We start from the raw sequence: 23,382 nt of genomic DNA on the forward strand, positions 1-23,382 counted from the left end.
AGTTCTCAAGGAACGGTCGCTTCCTTTGTACTCACCCTCTCGGGCTTTCCTCCGGGCGCTTCCCTTCGGTCTTGCGTTTCCGACTCTATCAGATCTTTTCTCGACCCGATTTCCTCGGTGCTTTCCAGGTTTCCGCTCTCGCGTTTCCCTTTCCGGCGGTTCCGACTCTATCAGATCCTTTCGGCGTCCGATTCCCAGTCGGCGGGTTTGTCTTCGCGGCTGTTGGGCCGTTCCGACGAGTGAAACTTTAGCGGATTCCCGGCTCCCGAGCTAATCGGGGGCTGCGTCCTTTCGAACGCGGATTCCTCATTTCGCAAATACGCACGCCAAAACAGTCGGCGCCGAAGCGTCGATGAGTGGGTGGTGCTTGCGGAATGGCTGTCCGGGGACCGACCGGAGTCGGCGCTCACGTCGGACAACTCGGAGAAGAGTACGGAGCGGGCCGGGGTGTGTCAACTCGCTGCCCCGGGCCCCTGCGCCGGCGTACTCTGGGGGGCGTGACTACGCGTACGTGTACCCAGCAGTGGTGGGCCGCCTGACGGCGGCCGTACGCACGTATGCACTCAACGGCCGCCGCCTCGGCGGCCGTTCTCGTATCTCCCTCCAGGGCTTCGGGGGCCGGCCGGGACGGCGGTCTCGACCAGGAGGTGGAGTAGAGATGACGCGGGTCTTCAGCGGTGTGAAGCCGACCGGACACCTGACCCTGGGGAACTACCTGGGGGCCATGCGGCGCTGGGCCGAGGTGGACCAGCACCGGTCCGACGCGCTGTTCTGCATCGTCGATCTGCACGCACTGACCGTGGACCACGATCCGGCGCGCGTGCGCAGGCTCAGCCGGCAGGCGTCCACGCTGCTGCTGGCGTCGGGGCTCGACCCCGAACTGTGCACTGTGTTCCTGCAGAGCCATGTCGATGAGCACACGCGGCTGTCGTACCTGCTGGAGTGCGTGGCGACGGACGGCGAGATGCGCCGGATGATCCAGTACAAGGAGAAGGCCGCGCGGGAGCGGGAGCGCGGGGGGAGCGTGCGGCTGTCGCTCCTTACCTATCCGGCGCTGATGGCGGCGGACATCCTGGTGTACGGCACGGACGAGGTGCCGGTGGGTGACGACCAGACGCAGCACGTGGAGTTGACCCGGGATCTGGCGGTGCGGTTCAACCAGCGGTACGGGCACACGTTCACGGTGCCGAAGGCGACGCCTCCGGCGGTGGCGGCGCGGGTGATGAACCTGCAGGACCCGGGTTCGAAGATGGGGAAGTCGGACGACTCGGGGCCGGGGATCGTCTATCTGCTGGACGAGCCGGACGTGGTGCGCAAGAAGGTCATGCGGGCCGTGACCGACAGCGGGCGGGACGTGGAGTACGACCCGGAGGGGCGGCCCGGGGTCGCGAACCTGCTGGAGATTCTCGCCGCGTGCACGGGCGGGAACCCTGAGTCACTGGCGGCCGTTTACGACTCGTACGGCGCTTTGAAGAAGGACACCGCGGAGGCGGTGGTGGAGGTTCTCAGGCCCGTGCAGGACCGGCACAGGGAGTTGTGCGCGGATCCTGCGTATGTGGAGGGGGTGCTGCGGGATGGTGCGCAGAAGGCTCGGGCGATGGCTCGGCCGATCGTCGATACCGCTTATCGGGCGATCGGGCTGCTGCCACCCGCGGCCCAGCCGGTGAGCGCAACCGCTCGTTAGGCGTGGGGCGGCGGGGTGACCGCCGCCTTCCGGGCCGTCGGCTTTCAGTCCTTCTTGCCGGAGGCGAGTTCGCGGCTGCGGTCACGGGCCGCCTCCAGTGCGGCGATGAGGGCGGCGCGGACTCCGTGGTTCTCCAGTTCACGGATGGCGTTGATCGTCGTACCGGCCGGGGAGGTGACGTTCTCGCGGAGTTTGACGGGGTGCTCGCCGCTGTCGCGGAGCATCACGGCGGCGCCGATGGCGGACTGGACGATGAGATCGTGTGCCTTGTCGCGGGGCAGGCCGAGCAGGATGCCGGCATCGGTCATGGCTTCTACCAGGTAGAAGAAGTAGGCGGGCCCGGAGCCGGACAGGGCGGTGCAGGCGTCCTGCTGGGTCTCGGGGACGCGCAGGGTCTTGCCGACGGCTCCGAAGATCTCCTCGGCGGTGGCGAGGTGGTCTGCGGTGGCGTGGCTGCCGGCGGAGATCACCGACATGGCCTCGTCGACGAGGGCCGGGGTGTTCGTCATGACGCGGACGACCGGGGTGCCTGCGGCGAGGCGCTCCTCGAAGAAGGAGGTGGGGATGCCGGCGGCCCCGCTGATGACCAGACGGCCGGCGGGGACGTGCGGGGCGAGTTCGTCCAGAAGGGCGCCCATGTCCTGCGGCTTGACCGTGAGGATCAGGGTGTCGGCGGTCTTGGCGGCCTCGGCGTTGCCGACCGGGGTGACTCCGTAGCGGTTGCGGAGTTCTTCGGCGCGTTCGGGGCGGCGGGCGGTGACCAGGAGGTCGGCGGGGGCCCAGCCACCGCGAATCATTCCGCTGAGCAGGGCTTCGCCGATCTTGCCGGTGCCGAGGACTGCGACTTTCTGGCTCATGGAGTCATCCTCGCACCGGCTTGGCGGGGTACGGGTGGTTGTCCGGCAGGCGGAACACGGACGGTCGCTAGGCGGTGCGGCGCCTCAGGGTCGCCGCTCCCAGGCCGAGTACGAGGAGGGCGCATCCGGCCACGATCAGGACGTCGCGGACGAAGGTCGCCGTCATGTCGGTGTGGTGGAGGACCTGGTTCATGCCATCGACGGCGTACGACATCGGCAGGACGTCGGAGATGGTCTCCAGGACGGGGTGCATGTCGGAGCGGGGAGTGAAGAGGCCGCAGAGGAGGAGCTGGGGGAAGATCACCGCGGGCATGAACTGGACCGCCTGGAACTCCGAGGCCGCGAAGGCCGAGACGAAGAGGCCGAGGGCCGTGCCGAGCAGGGCGTCGAGGAGGGCGACGAGCAGAAGCAGCCAGGGTGAGCCGGTGACGTCGAGGCCGAGGAGCCAGACCGCGAGTCCGGTGGCGAGGGCCGACTGGACGATGGCGAGGGCACCGAAGGCGAGGGCGTAACCGGCGATGAGGTCGGCCTTGCCGAGGGGCATGGCGAGGAGGCGTTCGAGGGTGCCCGAGGTGCGTTCGCGCAGGGTGGCGATGGAGGTGACCAGGAACATCGTGATCAGCGGGAAGATGCCGAGCAGCGAGGCGCCGATGTTGTCGAAGGTGCGCGGGCTGGCGTCGAAGACGTAGCGCAGCAGAATCAGCATCAGGCAGGGGATGAGGAACAACAGCGCGATGGTGCGCGGGTCGTGGCGGAGCTGACGCAGGACGCGCGCCGCGGTGGCGGTGGTGCGGCCGGCGTTCAGGGCGCTGGTGGGTGCGGCCGGGGCGGCGGGTGTCGTCGTGCTCATCGGGTCGTCTCCTTGGTGCGGTCCGCGGTGGCTGCCTCGTCCACGAGGCGGAGGAAGGCGGCCTCGACGGTGTCGGTGCCGGTACGGGTACGCAGGGCGTCGGGTGTGTCTCCCCCAGCCTCCGGCCGGGAGGTGCCCCCAGCGAGGATCCGGCCTTCGCGCATGAGGAGGAGGCGGTGGCAGCGCTCGGCCTCGTCCATGACGTGGGAGGAGACGAGGAGGGTGGCGCCCCGGGTGGCGGCGAGCTCGTGGAAGAGGTTCCACAGGTCGCGGCGCAGGACGGGGTCGAGGCCGACCGTCGGTTCGTCGAGGACGAGGAGTTCGGGGGTGCCGAGGAGGGCGACGGCGAGGGAGACGCGGCTGCGCTGGCCGCCGGAGAGGTTGCCGGCGAGGGCGTCGGCGCGGCTGGTGAGATCGACGTCGGTGAGGACGCGTTCGACGTCGTGGCGGCGTTCGGCGGCGGGGCGTCCGGGGTCGAGGATCGCGGCGAAGTAGTCGAGGTTCTGGCGGACGGTCAGGTCGTCGTAGACGGAGGGGGCCTGGGTGACGTAGCCGATGCGGCTGCGCAGGGCGGGGTGGCCGGCGGGGCGGCCGAGGACGTCGAGGGTGCCGGTGACCTTGGCCTGGGTGCCGACGATGGAGCGCATCAGGGTGGACTTGCCGCATCCGGAGGGGCCGAGCAGGCCGGTGATCTGGCCGCGGGGGACGGTGAAGCCGAGGTGGTGGAGGACGGTGCGGGGGCCGCGGACGACGGTGAGGCCTTCGGCGTGGACGGCGTCCGGGGCCGCGGGGTGGGGCGGGTCGGGCATATAATTCATCATGCGATGAATAATCGGCCGGGCGGGCCCTGCCGTCAAGGGGGGCGACGGTGTGCGGCAAACGAAAGCGGCGGCCCGGAAGGAACCGGGCCGCCGCCGCTGGAGAGCTGTCGGGTCAGGGCTTGGTCGCGACGAGCAGAAGCACGTCGTACGTCTCCTCGACGATGCCGTCCGGGAAGACCTTCAGCAGATGGCCGCGCTCCTCCTCCAGAAAGGCGCGCCTGCGCTCCTTCGGAGAGACCAGGAAGGCCGAGTGGCTGCCGATGTTGGCGAGGTGGGTGTCGATCGGGATGCGGCGGCTCCAGCGGACCTCGCGGCGGGTGAAGCGGAGCCTGCCGCTGGGGTCGGCACGCTCGGGGCGGTCCCCGGCCTTGCGCTTCTCGGCGGCGATGTCCACGCCGAAGAACCGGCCCGTGCGGTCGGCGGCCTCGGCGATCCACGCGATGTCGAGCGCGTCCCTGTTCCACCACAGCGCCAGCGCACCGCCCGGCCGCAGCACGCGCAGCGCCTCCGGTACGGAGCGGGCGGGGTCGGTCCAGTGCCAGGCCTGGGCGTAGGTGAGGAGGTCGGCGTGCGCGTCGGCGACGGGGAGCGCGTTGCCGTTGCCCCGCACGATCGGGATGTGCGGCAGTACGCGGCGGAACTCGGCGGCCATGCCCTCACCGGGTTCGACCGCGAGGACCTCGGCGCCACGGGCGTGCAACAGTGCGGTCGCGATCCCGGTCCCGGCGCCGACGTCCACGACCCGGGCACCGGACAGCGGCCGGCCGGCCAGCTCCTCGACGGTGTCGAGGAGGGCGGGCGGGTAGGAGGGGCGGTTCGCGGCGTACTGGGCCGCGGCGGCGTTGAAGGAGTGGGCGCGGGCGGCGTGGGAGGGCGGCTGCGTCGTGGTCATACGGCCATGGTCGTGGGGTGGGGGGTACGGCGACAGTGAATATCCGGGGCCGCGGCGCCGGGACCGGGCGGCCCACGCAGGGCCTGCAACAGGCCCTGGCGTGGGTCGAGTTCCTTGTGACAACGTCAGGTTGACGACGGGTGGGAGACATGGCCGAGCGGGGCGGTGCGGTCGGGGACGCCGTGGTGGCGTATCCGGTGGGGCGGGTCGTCGGCGGGCGGGCGGAGGTCCGGGACGACGAGTGGGGTGAGGTCCGCGCGGTGATCCGCATCGACGGCGACCGCTTCGGGCCCGAGGCGCTGGCCGGGCTGGCGGCCTTCTCCCACCTGGAGGTCGTCTACCACTTCGACCGGGTGCCGGAGGAGAGGATCGAGACCGGGGCCCGGCATCCCCGCGGCAACACCGACTGGCCGAAGGTCGGCATCTTCGCCCAGCGCGGCAAGAACCGGCCCAACCGGATCGGCGTCTCGCGCTCCGGGTCGTCCGGGTGGACGGACTGGACGTGCAGGTCGAGGGACTCGATGCCGTGGACGGGACGCCGGTGCTGGACATCAAGCCGTACATGGCGGAGTTCGGGCCCCGGGGCGGGACCCGTCAGCCGGAGTGGGCGACCGCCGTCATGAGCCGGTACTACTGACCGTCGCGGTTCACCGGCGCCGCTTCTTCCTCGACGGGTTGCCGGTGCGCCGGGAGGAGCGGCGTTCGTACTCCTCGCGGGCCGTGTCGTACTCCTCGCGGTGCAGCCTCTCGCCCGGGGCCTCGGTGAGGGAGCGGAAGAAGTAGGCGAGCAGGGAGCCGACGAAGCCGATGGCGAGCAGTCCGCGCAGGGAGGCCTGGCGCTGGGGGTCGTGCCGCTTGCCGAAGCCCTCCCAGGTGTTGCGGAAGGCGAGCGCGCTGCAGATCGCGAACATGGCGACGACCAGCACGGTCACGAAGGCACCGCTGTCGGCGATCTGGATGCCCTCGTAGGCGAAGCGCAGGACCAGGCAGGAGACGACGGCCGCGGCGAGGGAGCCGGCGGCCACGCCGGCTCGGCGGGCCGCGTACCCGTTGTCGTGGTTCACCCAGGACGTGCCGAAGAAGCGGAGGGGCTCGGGGCGGGGGCCGCCGCCCGTGGAGCCCGCGGGGGTGTCCGGGGTGCCGGTTTCGTCGCTCACGGGACGATTATGGGCTCCGGGCGGGGGCGGGCTCCGGGCGGGTCGGCCACAGCGCGGGGCGATGCAGCCGTCGCGGTGGATCTCAGGCGCAACGGGAGGCGACGTAGCCGTCGGTGCCCGTCTGCACGTAGGCGTCCGACACGAACTCGCCGTTGTCGATGTTGTCCCAGATCTTCGACGTGCCGTACGGGCCGGTCACCGCTGTTCCCGGCGTCTGGCAGAAGATCGGGACGCGGGACCCCTCGGGCAGCACGTAGAGGAGGTTGTAGTTGGTGCCGGGGCCGCTGCGGACGTTCAGGCGGACGCCCGGCGCCACTGCGTACGTGCGCACGGTTGCTCCCGCGGCAAGCGACTCGCGCCCGCCGTCACCCGCGGCTGCTTCCGCGTGGTCAACAGACATGAAAGACCTCCCCCTTTGCCCCATGAGTGTCATGGGGCCCGTCGATTCCCCTGAAGCAAGTCACGAAACACATGTGCGCAACTCGCACGCGGAGGCTAGCAAGCCTCCTCTGTCCCGTACGAGTCATCGACTAGGCTCCGTGCGTCGCGCGCGCCGACGAACAGCACGGGGGTGGTCCATGGCGCCACAGCGCAGCACGGGAGCGGGCGCGGAAGCGGAACTTCCCGAGTACGCCGGTCACTACCACCTGGAGTCCTGTCTGGGGTCCGGTGGCATGGGGGTCGTCCATCTCGCCCGCAGCACCTCGGGGTTGAGGCTCGCGGTCAAGGTCGTACACGCCGAGTTCGCCAGGGATCCCGAGTTCAGGGGCCGTTTCCGGCAGGAGGTGGCCGCCGCCCGGAGGGTCAGCGGTGCCTTCACCGCGCCTGTCGTGGATGCCGACCCGGAGGCGGAACGGCCGTGGATGGCCACGCTGTTCATTCCCGGTCCGACACTCTCCGACCATGTGAAGCGGAACGGGCCCATGGAACCGGCGCAGTTGCGGCGGCTCATGGCCGGGTTGGCGGAGGCGTTGCGCGACATCCATCGGGTGGGCGTGGTGCACCGGGACCTCAAGCCGAGCAATGTGCTGCTCGCGGAGGACGGGCCGAAGGTCATCGACTTCGGCATCTCCCGGCCCAAGGACAGTGAACTGCGCACCGAGACGGGAAAGCTGATCGGCACGCCGCCGTTCATGGCACCCGAGCAGTTCCGGCGGCCGCGGGAGGTGGGGTCCGCGGCGGACATCTTCGCGCTCGGATCCGTGATGGTGCACGCGGCCACCGGGCGCGGGCCGTTCGACTCCGACAGTCCGTATGTCGTCGCGTACCAGGTGGTGCACGACGAGCCGGATCTGACCGCGGTGCCGGAGAGTCTGGCGCCGCTGGTGCTGCGCTGTCTGGCCAAGGAGCCGGAAGAGCGGCCGACGCCGGACGAGTTGATGCGCGAGCTGCGGTCGGTGGCGGCCTCGTACGACACACAGGCGTTCATACCGGCGCAGCGCACTGATGACGGCGTGCCGAGGCAGCAGCCGTCCGAAGCCGAACGCGCGCCCGCGTCACGGAGGAACGTCGGCAGGCGCACGATCCTTGCCGCCGGGTCGCTCGCGCTCGCCGTCGGCGCTGTACTCACCGGGCTGCTGGGGCCGGACGCCGGCGGTGGTCCCGTCGCGGAGGGGACCACCACGCACGCCGCGGCGACGGCCGGGTTCGCCGCGTGGCGCGCCAAACCGGACGGCAGCGGTTCCGGCATGCCTCGATGTGCTTACGGGGCCGGGAAGCTGCTGTGTTTCCGTTCCGGGGTGGCCTTTGCCCTCGACCCCATGGACGGCACGCTGCTCTGGCGTCGTTCGGTCGCCAAGGAACGGATGAGCGATGCGCCCGCCGTGTCGGGGGGCCTGCTGTTGCTGCCGACGGACGGCGGCCGGCGGGTGCAGGCGCTCGACCCGGCCTCCGGCCTGCCGCGCTGGCAGCGGGACATGCCCCGCAACAGGGGGATGCGGTTCACCGGCGGCATGGTCCTCGTCACCGGCACGGACGGGACGATCACGGGGGTGGACGCCGCATCCGGGAACACGAAGTGGCACCGTCGTGTGCCCGGTCGTGACATCCCGGCCTTGGCCTCCTACAGCGGCGACCCCTTGGCCTATGCGTCCACTCCCTCCGCGGACGGCGCCTACACGCAGGTCACCGCCCTGGACCCGTTGACGGGTGCCGCACGCTGGCAGGCGCGGCTGAAGGGATCGCTGCGTCCCATCGGCAGCCAGGGCGGTTCCCTGTTCCTGCTGTCCGTCGACCGCGCCGCCGCCGTCACGAACGGGGTCCTTCGGTACTCACCGGCCTCGAAGGCGGTGCGCCGTGTGGCGCTGCCCGTCCCGCTCACGGCACCGCAGGCCACCGTACGCGGCAACGTCGTCCATCTCCTGGCCGCGGGCGGCTCACTGGACGCCTTCGACCTCGGCACCGGCAAGCGGCTGTGGCATCTGGAAACGTCCGTGAGCCGTGGCTCCGCGCCGATCGCCACCGCCGGACACGTCTACTTCACGGGCGCCGACGGGCGTCTGCTCGCCATGGACGCCGACGACGGCAGCCTGGTCGCGCAGACACCGCCGCGGCTCGGCACGAACTCGGGAGAGGTCCCCGCTGCACTGCCGGCTCCGCTGGTCGTCGGCACCCGCGTCTACGCCACCGCCCCGGACGGCTCGGTCTTCGCCCTCGACGGAAGGGACCCCTCGGCCTGGTGAGACCTCCCGCCGGGCAGGCTCGAGGGCGCCACGGCCACCCGGACCGCTGATACGGACGTCAGTTCCTCTCGGACCGGGAGACGACGAAGGGGCCACCCCCACCGGAGGCGGCCCCGTACCGGGTCGACGGGTCAGCCCAGCTTGCTCACATCGCGCACCGCGCCCTTGTCCGCGCTGGTCGCCATCGCCGCGTACGCCCGCAGTGCCGCGGAGACCTTGCGGTCACGCTTCTTCGGGGCGTACACCCCGCCGAGGGCCTGCTCGCGCCGGGCGAGTTCCGGTGCGTCGACCAGCAGCTCGATGGTGCGGTTCGGGATGTCGATGCGGATGCGGTCGCCGTCCTGGACCAGGGCGATGGTGCCGCCGGAGGCCGCCTCGGGGGAGGCGTGGCCGATGGAGAGGCCGGAGGTGCCGCCGGAGAAGCGGCCGTCGGTGATCAGGGCGCAGGTCTTGCCCAGGCCGCGGCCCTTCAGGTACGAGGTCGGGTAGAGCATCTCCTGCATGCCGGGGCCGCCCTTGGGGCCCTCGTAGCGGATGACGACGACGTCGCCGTCCTTGACCTCCTGGGTGAGGATCCGCTGGACGGCCTCCTCCTGGGACTCGCAGACCACGGCCGGGCCCTCGAAGGTCCAGATGGACTCGTCGACGCCGGCCGTCTTCACCACGCAGCCGTCGACGGCCAGGTTGCCCCTGAGGACCGCGAGGCCGCCGTCCTTCGAGTACGCGTGCTCGACGCTGCGGATGCAGCCGTTCTCGGCGTCGTCGTCCAGGGCCTCCCAGCGCTCGGACTGGGAGAAGGCCTCGGCGGAGCGGACGCAGCCGGGTGCCGCGTGCCACAGCTCCACGGCCTCCGGGGACGGGGAGCCGCCCCGGACGTCCCAGGTCTTCAGCCAGTCGGACAGGGAGGGGCTGTGGACCGCGTGGACGTCCTCGTTGAGCAGGCCCGCGCGGTGCAGTTCGCCGAGCAGGGCGGGGATGCCGCCGGCGCGGTGCACGTCCTCCATGTAGTACGTGCGGTTCTTCGCGACGTTGGGCGCGACCTTGGCGAGGCAGGGGACGCGGCGGGAGACGGCGTCGATCTGCTCCAGGCCGAAGGGGACGCCCGCCTCCTGGGCCGCGGCCAGCAGGTGCAGGATCGTGTTCGTGGAGCCGCCCATCGCGATGTCCAGGGCCATCGCGTTCTCGAAGGCCTGGAAGGTGGCGATGTTGAGCGGCAGGACCGTGTCGTCGTCCTGCTCGTAGTAGCGGCGGGTGAGGTCCATGACCGTACGGGCCGCGTTCTCGTACAGCGCCCTGCGGGCCGTGTGGGTGGCGAGGACCGAGCCGTTGCCGGGCAGGGAGAGACCGATGGCCTCGGTCAGGCAGTTCATCGAGTTGGCGGTGAACATGCCGGAACAGCTGCCGCAGGTCGGACAGGCGTTCTCCTCGATGCGGAGGATGTCCTCGTCGGAGATCTTGTCGTTGACGGCGTCGGAGATCGCGTCGACCAGGTCGAGGGTGCGGACCGTGCCGTCGACCAGCGTGGCGCGGCCGGACTCCATCGGGCCGCCGGAGACGAAGACCGTCGGGATGTTCAGGCGCAGGGCCGCCAGCAGCATGCCCGGGGTGATCTTGTCGCAGTTGGAGATGCAGACCAGGGCGTCGGCGCAGTGGGCCTCGACCATGTACTCGACCGAGTCGGCGATCAGGTCGCGGGAGGGCAGCGAGTACAGCATGCCGCCGTGGCCCATGGCGATGCCGTCGTCCACGGCGATCGTGTTGAACTCGCGCGGGATGCCGCCCGCCTCCTTGATCGCCTCGCTGACGATCCGGCCGACCGGCTGCAGGTGGGTGTGGCCCGGCACGAACTCGGTGAAGGAGTTGGCGACCGCGATCACGGGCTTCCGGCCGATGTCCGCACCGGGTACACCGGAGGCGCGCATAAGGGCGCGGGCGCCCGCCATGTTGCGGCCGTGGGTGACTGTGCGGGACCTCAGCTCGGGCATCGTCGCTCGCTCCTTCGAAGACCATCCGCCAGAGAGTTCTGACTCTCTCCGAGCGTACGCCGCCCCTCCAAGGACTGGACAAGGTTGTCCGGAATGCGGGACGCGCGTTTCACGAACCGCCTGCTTCAGGGCTGCGTCAGATGGCCCTGCACCACCGGCGCGACCCGCGCGATGATCTGCTCCAGGTCCGCCGACGCCAGCGGCTCCAGCTTGATGACGTAGCGCATCATCGCCGTGCCCACCAGCTGCGCGGCCGCCAGCTCGGCCCGTAGCTCCGCGTCCGGCAGGTCCAGCTGGGCGGAGATGCGGCGCAGCAGCTGGGAGGCGACGAGACGGCGGAAGACGGCGGCCGCGGTGTCGTTGTTCACGGCGGAGCGGAGGATCGCGAGGAGGGGCGCACGGGTCGCGGGGTTCTCCCAGACGCCGAGGACGAAGCGGGTCAGCCGCTCCCCCACCCCGTCCAGGGGACCGGCGGCCACCGCGTCGGGGGCGTTCAGGGCGGGGGCGAAGGCGACCGCGACGGCCGCTTCGAAGACCTGTTCCTTGGTGCCGAAGTAGTGGTGGACGAGCGCCGGGTCGACCCCGGCGGCCTTGGCGATGCCGCGTACGGACGTCTTCTCGTAGCCGTGCTCGGAGAACTCCTCGCGGGCCGCCGTCAGGATGCGGTCCCGGGTGTCCGCCGACTCCGTGCGCGGCGGACGGCCGCGGCGGCGGGCTCCGGTCGCGCCGGTCATCGCCGGGGCACCTTCACGGCCGAGGCCAGGTGCTTGCGGGTGAAGGCCAGGGCCTCGGCGAGGTCGGCCTCGCGCTCGGCGCTCGACATCGCCCGCCGGGTGTTGACCTCGATCACGACGTGACCGTCGAAGCCGCCGCGCCCGAGGCGCTCCAGCAGCTCGGCGCAGGGCTGGGTGCCGCGGCCGGGGACCAGGTGCTCGTCCTTGGCCGAGCCGCGGCCGTCGGCGAGGTGGATGTGCCCGAGCCGGTCGCCCATGCGGTCGATCATGTCCAGCGCGTCGGTGCGGGCCGTCGCGGTGTGGCTGAGGTCGATCGTGAAGTGCCGGTAGTCGTCCTTGGTGACGTCCCAGTCGGGCGCGTACGCCAGCATCTCGCGGTCGCGGTAGCGCCACGGGTACATGTTCTCGACGGCGAACCGCACGTCCGTCTCGTTCGCCATCCGCCAGATCCCGGAGACGAAGTCGCGGGCGTACTGCCGCTGCCAGCGGAAGGGCGGGTGCACGACGACGGTGGAGGCGCCCAGCTTCTCGGCGGCCGCCCGGGCCCGCTGGAGCTTGACCCAGGGGTCGGTGGACCAGACCCGCTGGGTGATCAGCAGGCAGGGGGCGTGGACGGCCAGGATCGGGATGCCGTGGTAGTCGGACAGGCGGCGCAGGGCCTCGATGTCCTGGCTGACCGGATCGGTCCACACCATGACCTCGACGCCGTCGTAACCGAGGCGCGCGGCGGTCTCGAAAGCCGTCGCGGTCGACTCCGGATACACGGAGGCCGTGGACAGCGCGATGCTCACGTCCGTTGGTTCAGCCACGTCCGTCACCTTACGGGGTCGAGTGGTGCGGATGTGGGGTGCCTATTCGCCGTTGTGACGTTCGCCATTTGCGGGTGCGGGCGCGCTGCGGCTCGCCGCACACCCCCGTCCCGTGGGCACTCAGTCCGAACCCATGTGATCGAGGCGCCGCAGGATCACGCCCTCCCGCAGCGCCCACGGGCAGATCTCCAGGCTCTCCACGCCGAACAGGTCCATCGCGCCCTCGGCCACCAACGCGCCCGCCAGGAGCTGGCCGGCTCGGCCGTCCGACACGCCCGGTAGTTCGGAGCGCTGCTGCGTGGACATGCCGGACAGGCGGGGGACCCACGCCTCCAGGGACTCGCGCTTGAGCTCGCGCTGGACGTAAAGCCCGTCGGCGCTGCGGGCGGCACCGGCGATACGGGCCAGCTGCTTGAAGGTCTTGGAGGTGGCGACCACGTGGTCGGGGGCACCGAAGCGGCTGAACTCGCCGACCGTCCGGGCTATCTGCGCGCGGACGTGGCGGCGCAGGGCCCGGACGTCCTCGGGGTCGGGCGGGTCACCGGGCAGCCAGCCGGCGGTGAGGCGGCCGGCGCCGAGCGGCAGGGAGACGGCGGTGTCCGGCTCCTCGTCGATGCCGTAGGCGATCTCGAGTGAGCCGCCGCCGATGTCCAGGACCAGCAGTTTTCCGGCGGACCAGCCGAACCAGCGGCGGACGGCGAGGAAGGTGAGCCGGGCCTCCTCCTCGCCGGTGAGGACCTGGAGTCGTACGCCGGTCTCCTCTTCCACGCACGCGAGGACGTCGTCGGCGTTGGTGGCCTCCCGGACCGCGGAGGTCGCGAACGGAAGCAGGTCCTCGACACCCTTGTCCTCGGCGGCCTGGAGCGCCTCGTGCACGACGTCGATCAGCTGGTGGATGCCGTGGTCGCCGATGGCACCGCTGTCGTCGAGCAGCTGGGCGAGCCGTAGTTCGGCCTTGTGCGAATGCGCGGACAGCGGGCGCGCGCCAGGGTGGGCGTCCACCACCAGCAGATGCACCGTGTTCGAACCCACGTCCAGGACACCGAGTCTCATGTACGGAACGCTACTGCCAGATCCAACGTCCTCGGTCCTCGGAGCGGCCCCGGGCCACTTACCCTGAAGGCGTGCCAAAGACGAAAAAGGCGAACTCCGGGAAAGCTGTAAAGACGGACAAGGCGGGCAAGGCCGCCAAATCCGCCAAGGTGTCGAAGGTGAGCGACGAGCAGGGGCTCGACTTCGCGCGCGCGTGGGTGGAGTTCCCTGATCCGGCGGACGACGAGCAGGTCTTCCGCTGCGATCTGACATGGCTGACCTCTCGCTGGAACTGCATCTTCGGCAGCGGCTGCCAGGGCATCCAGGCCGGCCGCGCGGACGACGGGTGCTGCACGCTGGGTGCTCACTTCTCCGACGAGGACGACGAGAAGCGGGTCGCCGAGCACGTGGCCCGGCTCACTCCGGAGCTCTGGCAGAACCACGACGAGGGCACCCGGAACGGCTGGATCTCCGAGGACGACGAGGGGTCCCGGCAGACCCGGCCCTTCCAGGGCTCGTGCATCTTCCAGAACCGTCCCGGCTTCGCGGCCGGCGCGGGCTGCTCGCTGCACATCCTGGCCCTGAAGGAGGGCCGGGAGCCGCTGGAGACCAAGCCGGACGTGTGCTGGCAGCTGCCGATCCGGCGGACCTACGACTGGATCGACCGGCCGGACGACACGCGCGTGCTGCAGGTGTCGATCGGCGAGTACGACCGCAGGGGCTGGGGCCCGGGCGGCCACGACCTGCACTGGTGGTGCACGTCGGCGACCTCGGCGCACGGCGCGGGCGAGCCGGTCTACGTCTCCTACCGGGCCGAGCTGACCGAGCTCATGGGCCCGGCGGGCTACGACCGCCTGGTCGAGCTGTGCGAGCAGCGGCTGGCGTCGCAGCTGCCGCTGGTGGCAACGCACCCGGCGGATCCGGCGCCGCGCTCCTAGGGGCCGCCCGGCGGATCAGGCCGGCTCCGGGCAACCGCAGTACCCAGTGCCGACCGGAAAGGTTCACCGGCTCGCGACGCCCGGCACGGCACCTCGCCGCGTTGTCGCATCACCCGGGCACGTCCCGTACGCGGGCGATGCTCCGCCTTGCGATGCTCCCCACTGCCTGAACGGCATGGGGGGGTGACCCCAGCACCGGACGCCGCGAGGTTTCCGGCACACCTTTCCGGCCACCGCACTACTAGCTGTCCGCCGGGCTCGGGCTGCCGTCATCGGTGGGCGGGGGTGACGAGCTCGGCGGCTCGGACGGGGTCGGGTCGGTGGGGCTGGGGCTCGGGTCGGTCGGGGGCGGGGACTGGCTGGTCGGCGGGTCCGTGGGCGTCGAGGGCGGCGAACTCGGGTGGGGACCGGGTGCCGGGGGCAGGGTCGAGGGGCCGCTCGGGGCGGTGCCGTAGCCGTCGATGGAGACCACTGCGCCGGCCGGTGAGATCGCCACCTGTGCGTGCCAGTGGCCGGACGGCTCGCGCAGATGGTCGACGTACACCTTGATCGTCAACGTGTCGCCGGGGGCGAGGGTTCCCGTGGACCGGCTGAGGTAGAGCCAGGCCGCCGAGGTGGAGGCGGACCAGCGGACCGGACCGGAACCGGATGCGGTGAGGGTGACGAGCGTGGTGTCGCCGTCGTTGCCCGCGCTGACCGCGAGCTGTCCTGCACCCTTCCGGCCTCCTCCCTTGACGCTGACGACCTCGACGGAGACATCCGGCCTGCCGTTCTTGCCGAGACCGCCGCCGGGCTTCACGCTGGCGTTTCCCGCGTTCTCGTAGCCGCCCGCGGTGTCGCTGCCGAGCGCGTCGGGGCCCTGCGCCTCGCGCGCGGTGGCCGCGCGGCCGTCCTCGTCGGCGGTCGGCGTGCCCCGGTAGGCGGCCCACAGGGCGAGCACGGGTGCCGCGACGACGGTGGCGACGACGGTGGTGGTGACAGCACGCGCCCGCAGGCGGTCCCGCCGGGCCGCGTGGTCCTTGGGGTCCATCGGGAAGCCGCGCCGGTCGAAACGGGGCACGGCCGCGCCCCGCGCGCGCGGGTGGTGCGCGAGGGCGGCGTGCAGGGCCGCGCGGGGCGCCTCCAGGACAGGCAGCTCGGCCGGGGTGACCGTGGCGCCGGGCCAGCGGCCGGGCACGGCACACGCGGCGGTACGGCGGCAGCGCGGGCAGTCGTCGACGTGCCGGACCAGCTCACGGCGCAGGGCCGTACTGAGGACCAGCCGGCTGTCTCCGGTGAGGTGGGCCACGCTCGGACAGCCGCCGGCCTCGACCACGGCGAGCGCGGCACGGGTGCGCTCGACCTCGCAGGCCGCGGAGGACAGCAGCTCCCGGGCGGCCGCGGGCGCCATACCGAGGACGGCGGCGACCTCGTGGGCGTCCAGGTGGTGGCGGACGGCGAGCTCCAGGGCCTCGCGCTGCTCGGGGGTGGTGCCGGCCGCCTCCGGCCAGGCGAGCAGGGCGAGTTCGCGGCGCCGCTGTTCCTGGACCTCCGGGGAGACGGACGGATCGGGTGTCTGGTGGGCGGCTGCGGGACGGCCCGCCGCGTGGGTGGCCTGACGTTTCTGCTTGGCTTCGGCGAGCCCCCGCAGGCACGCCCAGCGGGCCAGCGCGTACAGCCAGGCCCTGCGGTCGGCGGCCTGGGGGACACGCTGCCCGCGCCGCTCCGCCAGCGCCAGGACGTCCCCGAGGGCGGCGGTGGCCGCGTCGTGGTCGCACAGCACCGACAGGCAGTAGGTGAACAGACCGTCCAGGTACGGCTCGTAGCGCGCCGGCGACCGCTGGGCGAGCGTGCGCGCGGCGGCTCGATCGCGCGCCTCCCGGTGCGCTCGGTGTGCGCCGGTGGTGCGGGTCGTGGTCTGAGAACTGCTGCTCATCACCCGTGCGACCGTAGGCGGCGGCAGAGTGTCCCTTCTTGTACCTTGAGCACTTTTAATCCGTACGGGTGAAACGATCCCTCATAAGGGGACAGAAACCCTTCATTCCGTGGCTCGAACCCCATGGGTCATGGCCGATACCGGATCACCCACATGCGCCCCGGGCGGACGTTGTCAGTGCCGCGGGCTACGGTTTCCGCATGGCTGCCCGTACCAAGACCACCAAGGACCGACCGTCCTACCGCTGCACCGAGTGCGGCTGGCAGACGGCCAAGTGGCTCGGCCGCTGCCCCGAGTGCCAGGCCTGGGGCACGGTCGAGGAGTACGGCACCCCCGCGGTCCGTACAACGGCGCCGGGCCGCGTCACCAGCTCCGCGCTGCCCATCGGACAGGTCGACGGCCGGCAGGCCACCGCCCGCTCGACCGGCGTACCGGAGCTGGACCGGGTGCTCGGCGGTGGGCTGGTGCCCGGCGCGGTCGTGCTGCTCGCGGGCGAGCCCGGGGTCGGCAAGTCCACCCTGCTGCTGGACGTGGCCGCCAAGGCGGCGAGCGAGGAGCACCCGACCCTCTATGTGACCGGCGAGGAGTCGGCGAGCCAGGTCCGCCTGCGCGCCGACCGCATCCGCGCCCTCGACGACCACCTGTATCTGGCCGCCGAGACCGATCTGGCCGCCGTCCTCGGCCACTTGGACGCGGTGAAGCCGTCCCTGCTGGTCCTCGACTCGGTGCAGACGGTGGCCTCCCCGGAGATCGACGGCGCGCCGGGCGGCATGGCCCAGGTCCGCGAGGTGGCCGGCGCGCTGATCCGCGCCTCCAAGGAGCGCGGGATGTCGACGCTGCTGGTGGGCCACGTCACCAAGGACGGCGCGATCGCCGGCCCCCGGCTGCTGGAGCACCTGGTGGACGTCGTCCTGCACTTCGAGGGCGACCGGCACGCGCGGCTGCGCCTGGTACGGGGCGTGAAGAACCGCTACGGCGCCACGGACGAGGTCGGCTGCTTCGAACTGCACGACGAGGGCATCACGGGCCTTGCCGACCCGAGCGGGCTCTTCCTGACCCGTCGTGACGCACCGGTGCCCGGCACCTGTCTGACAGTCACCCTGGAGGGTCGCCGCCCGCTGGTGGCGGAGGTGCAGGCGCTGACCGTGGACTCCCAGATCCCCTCCCCCCGCCGGACCACCTCGGGCCTGGAGACCTCCCGAGTGTCGATGATGCTCGCGGTGCTGGAGCAGCGCGGCCGGATCAGCGCGCTCGGCAAGCGGGACATCTACTCGGCGACGGTGGGTGGCGTGAAGCTGTCGGAACCGGCCGCCGACCTCGCGATCGCCCTCGCCCTGGCCTCGGCCGCCAGTGACACTCCTCTCCCCAAGAACCTCGTCGCGATCGGCGAGGTGGGTCTGGCCGGCGAGGTGAGACGGGTCACGGGCGTGCAGCGCAGGCTCACCGAGGCCCACCGGCTGGGCTTCACGCACGCGCTGGTGCCGGGCGATCCGGGCAAGGTCCCGCCCGGGATGAAGGTCCTGGAAGTCGCCGACATGGGGGACGCGCTCAGGGTCCTGCCGCGCTCCCGTCGCCGAGAGGCCCCACGGGAGGCGGAGGACCGCCGGTAGACTTTGCCCAGGTGTCGCCCGTCCGTACGAACCGAGTGCGCACGAAGGCAGTGCCCAGAACCTGCGACCGGAGGAGTGCAGTGGCAGCCAACGACCGGGCAGGAGCTCCCGGAAAGTCCGGTGGGAGTGCCGGTACCGATGGCCTGATGCGCGCCTCGCTGAGCGCCGTGGCTCCCGGCACGCCCCTGCGTGACGGTCTGGAGCGGGTCCTCCGCGGCAACACCGGCGGACTCATCGTCCTGGGCTCCGACAAGACGGTCGAGGCGATGTGCACGGGCGGTTTCGTCCTGGACGTCGAATTCACCGCCACCCGGCTGCGCGAGCTGTGCAAGCTGGACGGCGGCATCGTGCTCTCCTCCGACCTGTCGAAGATCCTGCGGGCCGGCGTGCAGCTGCTCCCGGATCCCACGATCCCGACGGAGGAGACGGGCACCCGGCACCGCACCGCCGACCGCGTCTCGAAGCAGGTCGGATTCCCGGTGGTCTCCGTCTCCCAGTCCATGCGGCTGATCGCGCTGTACGTCGACGGGCAGCGGCGCGTCCTGGAGGACTCGGCGGCCATCCTCTCCCGAGCGAACCAGGCGCTGGCCACCCTGGAGCGGTACAAGCTCCGGCTGGACGAGGTCGCGGGCACGCTGTCGGCGCTGGAGATCGAGGACCTGGTGACGGTCCGGGACGTGTCGGCCGTGGCCCAGCGTCTGGAGATGGTCCGGCGCATCGCCACCGAAATCGCCGAATACGTGGTCGAACTGGGCACCGACGGTCGACTTCTGGCCCTCCAGCTGGAGGAGTTGATCGCCGGCGTGGAGCCCGACCGCGAGCTGGTCGTCCGGGACTACGTTCCCGAGCCCACGGCGAAGCGCTCCCGCACGGTGGAGGAGGCGCTGTCCGAACTGGACGCCCTCAGCCACGCGGAGCTCCTCGAACTCGGCACGGTGGCGCGCGCACTGGGCTACACGGGTTCTCCCGAGACCCTCGACTCGGCGGTGTCCCCGCGGGGCTTCCGGCTGCTGGCGAAGGTACCGCGTCTGCCGGGTGCGATCATCGACCGCCTGGTGGACCACTTCGGCGGCCTTCAGAAGCTGCTGGCCGCGAGCGTGGACGACCTCCAGACGGTGGACGGAGTCGGCGAGGCCCGGGCGAGAAGTGTGCGGGAAGGACTGTCGCGCCTGGCCGAGTCGTCGATTCTGGAGCGGTACGTCTGATGAGGTGCCGCAGCGGCCGTACGGCGCTCTGCGAGTAGCCGCACAGCCGGGCCGCCGCCGGGGGCACGGGCGGACACGGCGGCGCCCTTCGGCGAGGCGGGCGAAGACCCACCCCCGCCCGGTCGCAGCCTGGCTCGGCTAGTCCGCCGACAGCACGAACGATGCCTGGGCCTTCGCGAAGCCCGGCGCCTTGGCCTCCAGCAGATACGTCCCCGGCTTCGCCGACCCCGCCGCAGGAGTCGCACACTGCGGAGCACTCGGCTTGCGGTCCCACTTCACGTCGTAGGCGATGCTCTGCCCCGCGGGCACCCGGAACACCAGGCTCGCGGCGCCCTTCGGGCAGTCGGCCGAGGACCAGTAGTCGTCACTGCTGTCCGCCGGCGTGATCGTCAACACGGCGCTCTTCGGCCCGAGATCGACCTTGCAGTCGCCGGACGACGTGTTCTTCGCGGTGAGTTCGAACGTCGGTGTCTGGTCCGGCGAGTAGGAGTTGTGCAGGCTGCGCAGGCTCAACGTGGCCGTTCCAGCGGTGCAGTTGGGCAGCGAGGAGGACGCCGGCAGCACGTCGCCCGTACCGACGTTGCCGCCACCCGAACCCGAACCCGCATCCGAACCGCCCTCGGCCCCCGACGCCCCGGAGCCGCCCTTGCCGTCCGAACCCGAACCGTCGGCCGCCCCGGAGCCGCTCCCACCGGAGCCCCCGCCCCCGGAATCGTCGCGCCCACCCGGGTGTTGGCTGATCGCGGACCCGGACGGGGAGGGCCCCGGCGTGATCGTGGACGCGGGATTCTTGCCGTTGGGCCCGTCGGCGCCGTTCTTGCCGCCCCCGCCGCCGGACGTCACGATCCAGGTGATCACCAGCGCCAACAGGGCGACCGCGGACAGCAGTACGGCCCTCCGTCGCCAGTAGATGGAGGAGGGAAGCGGCCCGACCGGATTGCGCAGAGATCCCACGGCGCAAACTGTACGAGAGATCGGCACGCTTGCTTGCGCCACCCGCCGCCCGGAGCCCAACTTTTCCGGATCATCATCCCGGCAACTGTCCGAGGCGAAAGGACCCTTCACGCACCGCAACCCGACGCAACGCTCCGCAATCGCGCGGTCGCCGACCATGCCCGCCCGACCCGTGGCAGGATCGGAAGGCCATGACTGAGAAGCTCCACACCCCCGTGATCTCCTGGTTCGACGCGCACGCCCGCGACCTCCCCTGGCGCCGCCCGGAGGCGGGCCCGTGGGGCGTCATGGTCAGCGAGTTCATGCTCCAGCAGACCCCCGTGAGCCGCGTCCTGCCCGTCTACGAGCAGTGGCTGACCCGCTGGCCGCGCCCCGCCGACCTCGCAGGGGAGGCTCCCGGGGAAGCGGTGCGCGCCTGGGGCCGGCTCGGCTACCCGCGCCGCGCCCTGCGTCTGCACGGCGCCGCGGTCGCCATAAAGGAGCGGCACGGCGGGGACGTGCCGACGGACCACGCGCAGCTGCTGGCGCTGCCCGGCATCGGTGAGTACACGGCCGCGGCGGTGGCCTCCTTCGCGTACGGGCAGCGGCACCCGGTGCTGGACACGAACGTGCGCCGGGTCCTGGCACGCGCGGTGACGGGGGTGCGGTACCCGCCGAACGCCACCACGGCCGCCGAGCGTCGCCTGGCCCGCGAACTGCTGCCCGAGGACGAGAAGACCGCCGCCCGCTGGGCCGCCGCGTCGATGGAGCTGGGCGCCCTGGTGTGCACGGCGAAGAACGAGGGCTGTCACCGCTGCCCGATCGCCGCGCAGTGCGCCTGGCGGCTGGCGGGCAAGCCGGAGCACGAGGGGCCGCCGCGCCGCGGGCAGACGTACGCGGGCACGGACCGCCAGGTACGCGGCAAGCTGCTGGCCGTGCTGCGGGAGGCGCACGCGCCGGTGCCGCAGTCGGTGTTGGACCGGGTGTGGCACGAGCCGGTGCAGCGCGCCCGCGCGCTCGACGGACTCGTCACGGACGGTCTCGTGGAGCCGCTGCCCGGCGGTCTGTACCGACTGCCACTGACCTGACGTACAGACAAGTCACAGCCGCTGGGCCCTCGTTGCGCACCACCCTGCCCAACAAAGCGCCCCATAAGGGGACATAGTCACCACCCCCTTTACCCCCCACCTACTTCCGTTACACAACCGACGGACAGCCGATTGCTAGCCGCAGGCTGCTCCGCACAGCCCCGTGACAACCGCTCCGTAACTTCTTACTCGTGCCCGGCAGACCACGGCACAGCGGGACAGCGGGACTTCGGGCGTGAGCCGGAGTACACGGGGAACGGAGGCGGTTGATCATGGCGCACGGCGAGGTGCTCGAGTTCGAGGAGTACGTCCGCACTCGGCAGGACGCGTTGCTGCGCAGCGCCCGCCGGCTGGTTCCGGACCCGGTCGATGCCCAGGACCTCCTCCAGACCGCGCTGGTGCGGACGTACGGCCGCTGGGAGGGCATCGCCGACAAGCGGCTCGCGGACGCCTATCTGCGCCGGGTGATGATCAACACCCGTACCGAGTGGTGGCGGGCTCGCAAGCTGGAGGAGGTCCCGACCGAGCAGCTGCCGGACGCGTCCGTGGACGACTCCACCGAGCAGCACGCCGACCGGGCCCTGCTGATGGACATCATGAAGGTGCTCGCTCCCAAGCAGCGCAGCGTCGTGGTGCTGCGACACTGGGAGCAGATGTCCACCGAAGAGACGGCCGCGGCCCTCGGCATGTCGGCCGGTACGGTCAAGAGCACGCTGCACCGGGCGCTCGCCCGGCTCCGCGAGGAGCTGGAGGCCCGCGATCTGGACGCACGCGCGCTGGAGCGTGAGGAGCGGGAGCGTTGCGCGGCCTGACCGGGGCCGGGCCCAGGGGGGCCCGAGGCAGTACACAGGCGGTGATCGCGGCGGCGGCCGCGCTCGCCGCCCTCGCCCTTTTCGTCGCCGCCTGCGGCACCGGGGGGACGGGCGCGCGGGACGAGGGCCCGGCGCACGCCTCCGCGGTGGCGGGCGCCGTCGCCTCACCGGTGCCGAGTCCCTCCGACTCCTACCGGCGTGTGGATGCCGTGGCGCTGGTGAAGCGGGATCCCGCGGTGTCGGTCGCGGTCAAGCGGGAGCTGAAGCCGTGCAGCGGCGACGACTACCCCGTCGACGTCTCCTACGGCGACCTGACCGACGGCTCGGTGGACGACGTCGTCGTCAACGTGCTGACCTGCGCCGACGCCGTCGGCATCGGCTCGTATGTGTACCGGGACGACGACGGCGCGTACAAGAATGTCTTCAAGAGCGAGGAGTCCCCGGTCTACGCGGAGATCGAGGAGGGCGTCCTGTCGGTGACCAAGCAGTTCTACCGGAAGGGCGACCCCATCTCGAGTCCGTCCGGCGAGGACGTGATCCCCTACCGGTGGAAGGCGGGGCGGTTCGTCCAGGGCAAGGGCGTCCACAGGTTCTACAGCAATGCCGTCGGCGGGGACCCGACGCCCACACCGGACAACTGACCGACCACATCACCGAGGACTGAGAGCACCGGGATGGCAGACCAGACCCATGTCCTGTTCGTCGAGGACGACGACGTCATCCGCGAGGCCACGCAGCTCGCCCTGGAGCGGGACGGCTTCGCGGTGACGGCCATGCCCGACGGCCTTTCGGGCCTGGAGGCGTTCCGCGCGAACCGGCCGAACATCGCGCTGCTGGACGTCATGGTCCCGGGTCTGGACGGGGTCAGCCTGTGCCGTCGTATCCGGGACGAGTCGACCGTGCCGGTGATCATGCTCTCGGCGCGCGCCGACTCCATCGACGTCGTCCTCGGCCTGGAGGCGGGCGCGGACGACTACGTGACCAAGCCGTTCGACGGTGCCGTCCTGGTCGCCCGGATCCGGGCGGTACTGCGCCGCTTCGGCCACGCCGGCTTGGCCGCGCACGCGGAGGTGTCCCCCTCGCACCTGAACGGCGGCCCGCTGACCTTCGGCGACCTGGAGATCGACACCGAGGGCATGGAGGTGCGCCGGGCCGGGCTGCCGGTGGCGCTCACCCCGACCGAGATGCGGCTGCTGCTGGAGTTCTCCGGTGCGCCCGGCACTGTGCTCTCCCGCGACAAGCTGCTGGAGCGGGTGTGGGACTACGGCTGGGGCGGGGACACCCGGGTCGTCGACGTCCATGTGCAGCGGCTGCGGCAGAAGATCGGCCAGGACCGCATCGAGACGGTCCGCGGCTTCGGCTACAAGTTGAAGGCCTGA

At 71.5% G+C, this 23,382-nt stretch carries 21 protein-coding genes and 1 pseudogene; 10 read left to right on the forward strand and 12 right to left on the reverse strand.

Annotation, left to right across the window (positions count from 1 at the left end; genetic code table 11):
* The first annotated feature begins 658 nt into the window (after positions 1-658).
* Complete coding sequence (trpS, locus tag ACFZDC_RS37185) at positions 659-1,684, forward strand: tryptophan--tRNA ligase (RefSeq protein WP_391330868.1); 1,026 nt, start codon at positions 659-661, stop codon at positions 1,682-1,684.
* A 44-nt stretch (positions 1,685-1,728) separates the two neighbouring features.
* Here trpS and proC read toward each other — a convergent pair whose 3' ends face one another.
* The 4 genes from proC to ACFZDC_RS37205 form a co-directional block, all read right to left on the reverse strand.
* Positions 1,729-2,541 (reverse strand): pyrroline-5-carboxylate reductase, encoded by an 813-nt coding sequence (gene proC, locus ACFZDC_RS37190; RefSeq protein ID WP_391330870.1) that lies wholly within the window; start codon positions 2,539-2,541, stop codon positions 1,729-1,731.
* Between the two features lie 67 nt (positions 2,542-2,608).
* Complete coding sequence (locus tag ACFZDC_RS37195; protein ID WP_391330872.1) at positions 2,609-3,391, reverse strand: ABC transporter permease; 783 nt, start codon at positions 3,389-3,391, stop codon at positions 2,609-2,611.
* Complete coding sequence (locus ACFZDC_RS37200; protein ID WP_391330874.1) at positions 3,388-4,212, reverse strand: ATP-binding cassette domain-containing protein; 825 nt, start codon at positions 4,210-4,212, stop codon at positions 3,388-3,390. The genes ACFZDC_RS37195 and ACFZDC_RS37200 overlap by 4 nt, the downstream gene beginning before the upstream one ends.
* Before the next feature lie 112 nt (positions 4,213-4,324).
* The gene (locus tag ACFZDC_RS37205; RefSeq protein WP_391330876.1) at positions 4,325-5,104 is read right to left on the reverse strand and encodes a methyltransferase domain-containing protein; all 780 of its coding nucleotides are present in this window, start codon (positions 5,102-5,104) and stop codon (positions 4,325-4,327) included.
* A gap of 149 nt (positions 5,105-5,253) precedes the next feature.
* Between ACFZDC_RS37205 and ACFZDC_RS37210 the strand changes: the two are divergent.
* Positions 5,254-5,741: pseudogene (locus ACFZDC_RS37210) on the forward strand (SAM-dependent methyltransferase).
* A gap of 10 nt (positions 5,742-5,751) precedes the next feature.
* Here ACFZDC_RS37210 and ACFZDC_RS37215 read toward each other — a convergent pair.
* The gene (locus tag ACFZDC_RS37215; RefSeq protein ID WP_391330878.1) at positions 5,752-6,261 is read right to left on the reverse strand and encodes an EamA/RhaT family transporter; all 510 of its coding nucleotides are present in this window, start codon (positions 6,259-6,261) and stop codon (positions 5,752-5,754) included.
* Between the two features lie 82 nt (positions 6,262-6,343).
* Positions 6,344-6,661 (reverse strand): SH3 domain-containing protein, encoded by a 318-nt coding sequence (locus ACFZDC_RS37220; RefSeq protein ID WP_391330880.1) that lies wholly within the window; start codon positions 6,659-6,661, stop codon positions 6,344-6,346.
* A gap of 178 nt (positions 6,662-6,839) precedes the next feature.
* Here ACFZDC_RS37220 and ACFZDC_RS37225 point away from each other — a divergent pair, with 178 nt between their 5' ends.
* Entirely contained in the window at positions 6,840-8,942 is a 2,103-nt protein-coding gene (locus tag ACFZDC_RS37225; RefSeq protein WP_391330882.1) for a PQQ-binding-like beta-propeller repeat protein, read from the forward strand.
* Between the two features lie 131 nt (positions 8,943-9,073).
* On the opposite strand, the gene ilvD is transcribed toward ACFZDC_RS37225, so the two are convergent.
* The 4 genes from ilvD to ACFZDC_RS37245 all read right to left on the reverse strand — a co-directional run bounded on the left by ilvD (position 9,074) and on the right by ACFZDC_RS37245 (position 13,523).
* On the reverse strand, positions 9,074-10,927 hold the full coding sequence (ilvD, locus tag ACFZDC_RS37230; RefSeq protein ID WP_391330884.1) for a dihydroxy-acid dehydratase: 1,854 nt from the start codon (positions 10,925-10,927) through the stop codon (positions 9,074-9,076).
* A 125-nt stretch (positions 10,928-11,052) separates the two neighbouring features.
* Positions 11,053-11,661: a TetR family transcriptional regulator gene (locus tag ACFZDC_RS37235; RefSeq protein ID WP_391330886.1), complete on the reverse strand. Its 609-nt coding sequence runs from the start codon at positions 11,659-11,661 to the stop codon at positions 11,053-11,055.
* Positions 11,658-12,479: a TIM barrel protein gene (locus tag ACFZDC_RS37240; protein ID WP_391330888.1), complete on the reverse strand. Its 822-nt coding sequence runs from the start codon at positions 12,477-12,479 to the stop codon at positions 11,658-11,660. The genes ACFZDC_RS37235 and ACFZDC_RS37240 overlap by 4 nt, the downstream gene beginning before the upstream one ends.
* Before the next feature lie 111 nt (positions 12,480-12,590).
* Positions 12,591-13,523, reverse strand: coding sequence for a Ppx/GppA family phosphatase (locus ACFZDC_RS37245; RefSeq protein WP_391330890.1), 933 nt, complete (start codon positions 13,521-13,523; stop codon positions 12,591-12,593).
* A gap of 71 nt (positions 13,524-13,594) precedes the next feature.
* Between ACFZDC_RS37245 and ACFZDC_RS37250 the strand changes: the two genes are divergently transcribed.
* Positions 13,595-14,440: a hypothetical protein gene (locus ACFZDC_RS37250; protein ID WP_391330892.1), complete on the forward strand. Its 846-nt coding sequence runs from the start codon at positions 13,595-13,597 to the stop codon at positions 14,438-14,440.
* A gap of 241 nt (positions 14,441-14,681) precedes the next feature.
* Here ACFZDC_RS37250 and ACFZDC_RS37255 read toward each other — a convergent pair whose 3' ends face one another.
* Entirely contained in the window at positions 14,682-16,355 is a 1,674-nt protein-coding gene (locus ACFZDC_RS37255) for a hypothetical protein (RefSeq protein WP_391330894.1), read from the reverse strand.
* Between the two features lie 200 nt (positions 16,356-16,555).
* Between ACFZDC_RS37255 and radA the strand changes: the two genes are divergently transcribed.
* Positions 16,556-17,965 (forward strand): DNA repair protein RadA, encoded by a 1,410-nt coding sequence (gene radA / locus ACFZDC_RS37260; protein WP_391330896.1) that lies wholly within the window; start codon positions 16,556-16,558, stop codon positions 17,963-17,965.
* An 80-nt stretch (positions 17,966-18,045) separates the two neighbouring features.
* A complete protein-coding gene (gene disA, locus ACFZDC_RS37265; protein WP_391330898.1) occupies positions 18,046-19,170 on the forward strand; it encodes a DNA integrity scanning diadenylate cyclase DisA in 1,125 nt (374 codons plus the stop codon).
* Between the two features lie 138 nt (positions 19,171-19,308).
* Here disA and ACFZDC_RS37270 read toward each other — a convergent pair whose 3' ends face one another.
* Positions 19,309-20,124: a hypothetical protein gene (locus ACFZDC_RS37270; RefSeq protein ID WP_391330900.1), complete on the reverse strand. Its 816-nt coding sequence runs from the start codon at positions 20,122-20,124 to the stop codon at positions 19,309-19,311.
* Positions 20,125-20,315: 191 nt separating this feature from the next.
* On the opposite strand from ACFZDC_RS37270, the gene ACFZDC_RS37275 reads away from it, so the two are divergent.
* From ACFZDC_RS37275 to cseB, 4 genes are all read left to right on the forward strand, one after another.
* Positions 20,316-21,191 (forward strand): A/G-specific adenine glycosylase, encoded by an 876-nt coding sequence (locus tag ACFZDC_RS37275; protein WP_391330902.1) that lies wholly within the window; start codon positions 20,316-20,318, stop codon positions 21,189-21,191.
* A gap of 272 nt (positions 21,192-21,463) precedes the next feature.
* Positions 21,464-22,003, forward strand: coding sequence for a SigE family RNA polymerase sigma factor (locus tag ACFZDC_RS37280; RefSeq protein ID WP_116149009.1), 540 nt, complete (start codon positions 21,464-21,466; stop codon positions 22,001-22,003).
* Complete coding sequence (locus ACFZDC_RS37285; RefSeq protein ID WP_391330904.1) at positions 21,991-22,644, forward strand: hypothetical protein; 654 nt, start codon at positions 21,991-21,993, stop codon at positions 22,642-22,644. Before ACFZDC_RS37280 ends, ACFZDC_RS37285 begins: the two co-directional genes overlap by 13 nt.
* Positions 22,645-22,677: 33 nt before the next feature.
* Positions 22,678-23,382, forward strand: coding sequence for a two-component system response regulator CseB (gene cseB / locus ACFZDC_RS37290; RefSeq protein ID WP_391330906.1), 705 nt, complete (start codon positions 22,678-22,680; stop codon positions 23,380-23,382).

The sequence above is a fragment of the Streptomyces sp. NPDC007905 genome (genome assembly GCF_042959345.1).
Lineage (GTDB): Bacteria > Actinomycetota > Actinomycetes > Streptomycetales > Streptomycetaceae > Streptomyces.

Excerpts from the sequence above, each read along its gene's own strand:
- cseB (WP_391330906.1), top strand. The coding sequence starts at position 22,678 with ATGGCAGACCAGACCCATGTCCTGTTCGTCGAGGACGACGACGTCATC.
- trpS (WP_391330868.1), top strand. The coding sequence starts at position 659 with ATGACGCGGGTCTTCAGCGGTGTGAAGCCGACCGGACACCTGACCCTG.
- ACFZDC_RS37255 (WP_391330894.1), bottom strand. The coding sequence starts at position 16,355 with ATGAGCAGCAGTTCTCAGACCACGACCCGCACCACCGGCGCACACCGA.
- ilvD (WP_391330884.1), bottom strand. The coding sequence starts at position 10,927 with ATGCCCGAGCTGAGGTCCCGCACAGTCACCCACGGCCGCAACATGGCG.
- ACFZDC_RS37280 (WP_116149009.1), top strand. The coding sequence starts at position 21,464 with ATGGCGCACGGCGAGGTGCTCGAGTTCGAGGAGTACGTCCGCACTCGG.
- ACFZDC_RS37195 (WP_391330872.1), bottom strand. The coding sequence starts at position 3,391 with ATGAGCACGACGACACCCGCCGCCCCGGCCGCACCCACCAGCGCCCTG.
- ACFZDC_RS37205 (WP_391330876.1), bottom strand. The coding sequence starts at position 5,104 with ATGACCACGACGCAGCCGCCCTCCCACGCCGCCCGCGCCCACTCCTTC.
- ACFZDC_RS37235 (WP_391330886.1), bottom strand. The coding sequence starts at position 11,661 with ATGACCGGCGCGACCGGAGCCCGCCGCCGCGGCCGTCCGCCGCGCACG.
- proC (WP_391330870.1), bottom strand. The coding sequence starts at position 2,541 with ATGAGCCAGAAAGTCGCAGTCCTCGGCACCGGCAAGATCGGCGAAGCC.
- ACFZDC_RS37220 (WP_391330880.1), bottom strand. The coding sequence starts at position 6,661 with ATGTCTGTTGACCACGCGGAAGCAGCCGCGGGTGACGGCGGGCGCGAG.
- ACFZDC_RS37245 (WP_391330890.1), bottom strand. The coding sequence starts at position 13,523 with ATGAGACTCGGTGTCCTGGACGTGGGTTCGAACACGGTGCATCTGCTG.
- ACFZDC_RS37200 (WP_391330874.1), bottom strand. The coding sequence starts at position 4,212 with ATGATGAATTATATGCCCGACCCGCCCCACCCCGCGGCCCCGGACGCC.
- ACFZDC_RS37225 (WP_391330882.1), top strand. The coding sequence starts at position 6,840 with ATGGCGCCACAGCGCAGCACGGGAGCGGGCGCGGAAGCGGAACTTCCC.
- radA (WP_391330896.1), top strand. The coding sequence starts at position 16,556 with ATGGCTGCCCGTACCAAGACCACCAAGGACCGACCGTCCTACCGCTGC.
- ACFZDC_RS37275 (WP_391330902.1), top strand. The coding sequence starts at position 20,316 with ATGACTGAGAAGCTCCACACCCCCGTGATCTCCTGGTTCGACGCGCAC.